We start from the raw sequence: 7,425 nt of genomic DNA, 5'->3' as shown, positions 1-7,425 counted from the left end.
TGTCGTTGGTTTTTTCTAAACCATCGCCAAGGTTTACACTGTATTTGATTTTGCTGGTTTTATTGTCTGTATTTTCAACAGATACACTCGTACCTTCGCCGTCAATAAAGTTAACGGTGTCATAAGCGGTAACAAAATCTTTTGCCGCGTTATTTCCTTGCAAGTTCCAGCCCGCGTTCAATACATCGCCTACAGTTGCAGCATTATTAGAGTTAACTTCATTAGCTGCAGTTCCCAATGTCGGTTTTGTTGCTGAAGTTGTCGGCGCATTTGTACCTGTTTTCGCACCGTCAAGGTTGCCAGCTACGTCGGTAATCGCATTGCCACCGTTGTTTAAGCCATTATTAGTTAAGGATACTGGTTGTTTACCAGTAGTGACAGGTGTAATTGTCACACCATCACTGTTGATTACAGTCTTGTCACCAGCTTGGTTTTTAAATTCAGCACTTGTTAAGCCACTTAATACTGGGTTTAAGGAATAGATAAAGTCTTGGCCTGCTTGTTTTACTGCAAGGTTATTACCTGCTTTGAACGTCACCTTATTGCCCGCTTTGATTAACTCTTCAGCCTTACCTTCTACTGTACCAGTACCTTCTTGATCTGCTGTTGCTTTCCACCCCATTTCTGTTAAGGCTTTTACTACTTCATCAGCAGTCACTAATTTACCACCAGTTATATTAGCTGTTGGCACTCCATCTGTACCTGTCGTAATCTTGCCAGTTTTTGGAGTTAATGTGATGGTATCTCCAGATGCAGTTACGTCTAACAAGGTTCCATCGCTAGATTTAATCGTAAACTTAATACCATCTTTTTGGTCTAGCGTTTGATCTGTCGTTTCAGTTGCTGCTGCATCTCCATTTTTACCTGCTAATTTAATTTTGTTTTTAGCAAGTCCATGGAATTGGCTACCATTAATAGCATCCGTAGACGTAGCACTAACGTCTCCAGCTTCTACATTCGTAATTTTTACTGGGTCTGTTCCATTAGAACCAGATACTTTAAGGTCTCCCGCATCAGATTTATTTAGTTTAGGACCTTGGTCGCCACCTACTTGTACAGTGCTGAAAGATGGATTATCTACTGTAGCGAATGTAATTTTACCGCTTGTATCATGTTTTACATCTAGGTTTTTACCAGCAATCATTTCTACAGTGCTGCCCGCTTTAATGGATTCACCAGTCTCAGTAACACTACTTCCTGTGTTTCTTGTACCACCGTTAGCACTTGCTTTCAATGTGAAAGCCGCACTATTCACAGCACTTACCACAGAATCTACCGTAGCAATTTTGCCCGCGTCAGCATCTTTTACTTTCACAGTACCAGGGTTAGCACCAGTAGTAACAGATTCGATGTCACCAGTATTTACTTTTAAACCCTTTTCATCGGTAGTTAAGGTTTTGTCTCCAGCTTTAACCTTTAAACCAGCATCAGTTACTTCTAAGGATTTATCAGCTGGGTTAACCTTAACGCCGTTAGTATCTACTGTTAAAGATTTGTCTGTTGCTTTTACAGTAATATTATTGTTACTATCTTTTTCTAGTCCATCGCCAAGGTTTACGCTGTATTTTACAGTGGATGTTTTACCATCTTTGCTTTCCACAGTAACAGATGTGCCATCGCCTTTGATGAAGTTAACCGTATCATATGGTTTTACGAAGTCTACAGCTGTACCATCACCTTGTATATTCCAACCAGCATTCAACACATCAGATACAGTCGCTGCATTCGTCGGATTTACCTGATTTGCAGTATTTCCTAAAGTTGGGGCATCTTGAGATTTAGTCGCATTACTTGGGTCTGTTGCAGCAGCATCATTATTTTTAGTGCTCGGTAAATTACCTGCCACATTAGAAATCGCATTGCCACCATTGTTTAAACCGTTTTGAGTTAATGAAATCGGATTCTTACCTGTAGAAGTTTCTGGAGTAATGGTTACACCTTCATTAGTCAGCTTGGTGGTCGGCGCATTTGCATCTGTGCCTTTAAACTCTGCACTAGTCAAGTTACTTAATACTGGATTCAAAGAATATGTGAATTTAGAAGTAACATGAGTCCCTGTTTTACGATTAGGGTTATCAGGATCTTCATAGGCATCTCTAGTCGCATTTTCTTGATTTAATACCAAGTTATCGCCTACACGGATTTTTACTTCATCGTTAAGACGAACTTTATCTACATGACCTGTGGCTGTCCCAATCTCTCCTTTTGTAGAACTTTTACCATCAGTTGCGTAGTTGACACTTTGTCCTGTTGCTTCAGTACCTTTTAGTTTCAACACCCCAGAACTACCGTGATCTTTTTCAGCTTCTACAGCCCAACCACTAGACATACGTTTGGTAACGGAGTTCAACTGAGAACCGTTGATAGCATCTGTGGAATCATCCGCAATACGACCCGCTGCAACGTTTTTCAACTGACGTTCTGCCCCTGGTGTACCAAAGGATACTACGTCACCTTCGGAAGTATTCGTGCCACCTGCCCAATAGAATGTATAAGCTACCTTTTTACTGTCAAATGGAACGATATGACCTTCTTCATCATAGGAAATATCTGTTTGACGAGTACCTTTAGAGTTTTCATCTGCTCTTGAACCAGTACCAATAGCGACACCGTTTTGTAATTCAGAAATTGCACCAGTACCTAATGCTACGCCACCTAATTTGGTAACACGTGCCCCAGTACCAATAGCCGTACCTAAATCACCAGTAGATAAGGAATGAATCCCCATGGAAATAGAACCATGGCCATTTTTATTAGCTGCTAATGAATAATCCAATCTCGCTGTATCAAGTGTTCGTCCGTTCGTTAATTCCATATAGGCATTTTGAATCGAACCTGATGCATCTTCCATTTCTACGGATCGAATAGTACGTTCTATTTGTTCTCCACCTATGGTCTCTGTTTTTTTAGTGGATTTGATGACCGCACGACCTTGCGCATCTTTTTTCTCTTTTTGATACTTCACAGTTTGTGCAGCGACTTTATTGATTTCCGAGCCACCAATCATAATAGAGGAGTCACCTTGCGCCTGTGTGCCCAAGCCCATGGCAATCGCACCTTGTTCACCTGATGCTTTCGCGCCTTGACCAACTGCAATATCTGCCTCTTTCGTTGCTTGTGCTAACTGACCGACTGCAACAGAAGAAGTTGTCGCATTAGAATGATCACCGACAGCTACCGCAGATTTGTCAGCATTTGCTTGATAACCAGCAGCTACCGCAGATTCTTTAGCACGAGCAGCCGTACCGGTAGCTACGGCATAATTACCCTGAGCTTCCGCGCCCATACCGATAGCGACCGCTGCCTCCGCATTTGCCAAGATAGACGCGCCGGAACCAATGGCTGTCGCACCAAAGGCACCTTTTCTAACGATAGAGTTTGTACCAATCGCCACGCCTAATGGAGTAGTAGAGTGGGCCTGCATACCGATAACCGTAGACCCATCTTGACCGTAGCTAGCACGATAGGAACGATCTAATCCTGCGCCTACTAGTTCCTTATATTTTTCAGAAATAGTAAGCTCCGACTCTGTTTTATCTGTTGGGTTCCTTTTTCCTGTACCTGGAGTGACTGCCGCATTAAAATCATTAACACTTCTGGCATCTGCACTATTCGGGTCCGCAGCTTTAAAATATTTCTTTCCGTCATAGGCTTGAATATCATTACCACCGATAACGATAGAGCCTTGACCTGCTACAGATTGCGCACCAATGGCTACCGATTGGTCACCCATAGCACGGGTATTACGACCTAAAGCTGTACCTTCATTAATATCTACGCCTTGGAATGAGAAGAATTTATCCTGGCTGGCAGCTCCTGCATTTTTAAAATAATCTAATGTGCTGGTAGTACCTCCAAAAGCTTTCACCAACACCGTATCGTTATCATCCGCATCCGTACCAACGCCAAGAGGTTTTCCATCAGTATCCACAGAGCGATAGCCTACACCCGCGCCGGCACCGAGTGCGACTGAATTGTTAACGGCAGTACTATTTTTATTAAGTCCTGTATAGGCATTCGTACCAATAGCCACACTACCGTCATCAGCTCGTAGTCCTGTACTTTGATCATTTGTCTCGAAGTTACTTCTACTGCTACCCGCAGTTGCCCTTTGACCGATAGCAATACTACGTCCATTACCTTGGTCGCGGCTTTTTGCGTCCTTACCAAGAATGATATCCCCATTTTTTTGGCAGTTGCTGAGTTACCGATTGCTACTGTATCGTCTCCAGTTGCAGCTGCTGTCGAGCCTAATGCTATGACTCCTACTTTTTCTGCTTTCGCTAAATTACCTATAGCAATTGTATTTGTAGCAGTAGCTCTAGCCCCATATCCTAAAGCTGTAGCTCCTTCTTGAGTCGCAAAAGCTTTTCCGCCGACCGCTGTGGTGTATTTATTCGTTGATTCTACACTACTACCTAAGGCAACACTAGATTCATTCGATGCCTTTGCAGCATTACCGATAGCAATGGAATTCTCACCAGTTGCTTGACTTTTAGAACCTACTGCCACTGCTTGCTTATTACTTGCATTAGTATCTAACCCAATAGCAACTGACCAGTTACCAGTAGATTTAGATTGAAAACCTAGGGCAATTGCACTATCTCCTGTGGCTTGTGCTTTTCTACCTACCGCTACTGCATTGATCTGAGTAGCCTTAGATTCTTGACCCACAGCAACATTGTTATCAGAACCTTCACCGGCTGGATTCGCTGCAACAGCTGCATAAGCCGAATGGCCACTTAATAGCGTCAAGGCGATAGCTGAAGATTTAATAAAATTGCCTGAAAATTTGACCGCACTTTTTTGTGCATTTGATGAACTTTGTTTTTTATGTGCTTTGGTTAATTCTGAAACAACCACCCAAGATTGAGTTGCTTGGCTCCAAACGATACGGAAGATTTTATTCATAAATGTCTCTCTAACGATGTTCAAAAATACCCTTAATCTCTTATTCAATTAATAAAAAAACTTGGGCGTAAATAAAGTGGAAAAATTATACAGATTTAGTCATGAAATTCAATTTAAAAATACAATCTTTACGATAATTTACATTTATCAAGTGTAATGAGAAATGAGGGCAAACGTTTGCTTTTTTTACGCAAGAAACAAGCAAAAGTGCGGTGAGTTTTAGGGGAGTTTTAGGGGAGTTTTAGGGGAGTTTTAGGGGAGTTTTAGGGGAGTTTTATGAGGAAAAGAAGTCAGGACAAAGCTCTATAGATTACAGAACTCCGCCCTTGATTTAACTATTCAACATTTTAGTTGCGAGTTAGTTGCGGGGCATTTTATCTCATTACTAACAAATTCTCGGTAGAGGTTCATTTGTTGGTAAATCTAATAATCGACTTTGTCCAAAAATGCCCACTAAACGCACTTTTTTATCGGTTGTCACTTCACCAATCACAGCCGCATTTTCACCTAATGGATGACGACGAAGTGCGGTCAAAATTTCTGGTGTTTTTTCAGCGGAGGCAACAATAACCAATTTCCCTTCATTCGCGAAGTTTAATGCTTCAAGACCAAGTAATTCACAAATTCCCCGCACTTCTTGGCGAATTGGCAAGGCTTGTTCATCAATATTCATGCCTAGCTGTTGCGCCTGTGCAAATTCATGCAAAACAGCATTGACACCACCACGGGTCGCATCTCGAACTGCTTTCACACCATCTACTCCGCGTAAATTTTCAATTAGTGGATAAAGCACCGCACAATCACTGTGAAGATCCGTTTGGATTCCCAATTTTTCACGTAAATTTAAGATTGTTGCGCCATGATCCCCAATGGTGCCACTCACAATGATTTTATCTCCTGCTTGAATTTTATGAACGCCCCAATCCAAATTTTGAGGAATAACACCAATTCCACTGGTATTGATAAAAATCTTATCCACAGCCCCTTTCTGTACCACTTTTGTATCGCCAGTAACAACCTGAATGCCTGCCGCTTTTGCGGTTTCTGCCATTGATTGAATAATTGCTTTAAGATCCGCAAGTGGCAATCCTTCTTCCAAAATAAAGCCACAGGATAAATATTTTGGTATCGCCCCGCACACCGCCACATCATTTGCCGTGCCGCACACTGCTAATTTCCCGATGTTACCACCAGGGAAAAAAATGGGATCAATGACAAAACTATCCGTGCTAAATGACAGTGTTTCGCCTTGCTTTGCTAATTCGGTTAATGGAATTCTTGCCTGATCTTCCCCTTGCGCCAAAATAGGATTAGCAAAGGCTTCAACAAAATAATCTTGAATCAATTTTTGCATGGCTGCACCGCCATTGCCGTGCGCCATAGTAATAAATTCACTCATTTTATTCTCTCCGATATTGATAATAGGCTGCACATGCACCTTCGGAAGAAACCATTAATGCGCCATAAGCATTATCAGGATTACAACCTGTGCTAAATAATGGGCAATCAGATGGTTTACAACGCCCAGTCAAGACATCACCACAACGAGAATTGGGATCATCCGCCACCTTTTGCGCTTGGCTTTGGAAATAAATTTCGGCATCAAATTCACGATAAGCCTCCGTCAATTCCACGCCTGATTGTTCAATTTCCCCCAAGCCACGCCATTCACTGCTTGCTTTAAGCTGGAATACTTCTTGCATTGAACGTTGGGCTATAGCATTTCCGTGATCATCAACAATACGTTTATATTGATTTTCGATTTCACAACGGCCATCAACAAATTGCTGCACTAACATCACAATCGCCTGCAAAATATCTAAAGGTTCAAAACCTGTAATCACAAAAGGTTTGTGATATTTATCGACAATCCCTTGATAAGGCGATGAACCAATCACCATACTCACATGCCCTGGCGCAAGAAAACCATCAATTTTGACTTGATCTTGTGCCAGCAAGCTATGTAAGGTTGGAATAATGGTGATGTTTTGGCAAACAATCCAGAAATTTTTTGTTCCTAGTTTTTTGGCTTGCTGAAGCGTCACTGCTGTACTCGGCATTGTCGTTTCAAATCCTAAGGAAAAAAAGACGACTTTTTTATTCGGATTATTTTGTGCAATATTCAATGCATCCAAAGGTGAATACACAATGCGAACATCTGCGCCTTTCGCTTTTGCTTCTAAGAGCGAACCTTTGCGACCTTTCACCCGCATTGCATCTCCAAAAGTACAGAAAATGACATCTGGTTTGAGCGCAATTTCAATACAAACATCAATACGCCCCATCGGAAGCACACAGACTGGGCACCCCGGACCATGAATAAATTCAATACTTTTTGGCAATAGCCGATCCAATCCAAATTTAAAAATCGTATGGGTATGCCCGCCACATACTTCCATTAAATACAACGGATTCTGCGCCGTAAAGTGCGGCATTTTTTCCATCAATTTTTCAAGTTGCGCCACTAAACTACGGGCAAGTTCAGGATCGCGAAATTCATCAACAAATCGCATC

At 41.9% G+C, this 7,425-nt stretch carries 3 protein-coding genes and 1 pseudogene; all 4 read right to left on the bottom strand.

All coding sequences use genetic code 11. From position 1 onward, the window contains the following. A pseudogene (locus tag FE813_RS02205) lies at nucleotides 1-4,033 on the bottom strand (hypothetical protein); the annotation flags it as partial. Beyond that, nucleotides 3,943-4,911: an ESPR-type extended signal peptide-containing protein gene (locus FE813_RS02200; RefSeq protein ID WP_139989294.1), complete on the bottom strand. Its 969-nt coding sequence runs from the start codon at nucleotides 4,909-4,911 to the stop codon at nucleotides 3,943-3,945. The pseudogene FE813_RS02205 and the gene FE813_RS02200, both read right to left, overlap by 91 nt. A 385-nt stretch (nucleotides 4,912-5,296) precedes the next feature. After that, on the bottom strand, nucleotides 5,297-6,310 hold the full coding sequence (hypE, locus tag FE813_RS02195) for a hydrogenase expression/formation protein HypE (RefSeq protein WP_139989293.1): 1,014 nt from the start codon (nucleotides 6,308-6,310) through the stop codon (nucleotides 5,297-5,299). 1 nt (nucleotide 6,311) lies between these two features. Continuing rightward, the gene (gene hypD, locus FE813_RS02190) at nucleotides 6,312-7,424 is read right to left on the bottom strand and encodes a hydrogenase formation protein HypD (RefSeq protein ID WP_139989292.1); all 1,113 of its coding nucleotides are present in this window, start codon (nucleotides 7,422-7,424) and stop codon (nucleotides 6,312-6,314) included. Nucleotide 7,425: the final 1 nt, after the last annotated feature.

The organism is Haemophilus seminalis, from assembly GCF_006384255.1.
GTDB lineage: Bacteria > Pseudomonadota > Gammaproteobacteria > Enterobacterales > Pasteurellaceae > Haemophilus > Haemophilus seminalis.
Note: the sequence above shows the minus strand (reverse complement) of the source record. Positions and strands in the feature narration are given on the sequence as shown.

Coding starts and splice junctions, on each gene's coding strand:
- FE813_RS02200 (WP_139989294.1), bottom strand. CDS start 4,911: ATGAATAAAATCTTCCGTATCGTTTGGAGCCAAGCAACTCAATCTTGG.
- hypE (WP_139989293.1), bottom strand. CDS start 6,310: ATGAGTGAATTTATTACTATGGCGCACGGCAATGGCGGTGCAGCCATG.
- hypD (WP_139989292.1), bottom strand. CDS start 7,424: ATGCGATTTGTTGATGAATTTCGCGATCCTGAACTTGCCCGTAGTTTA.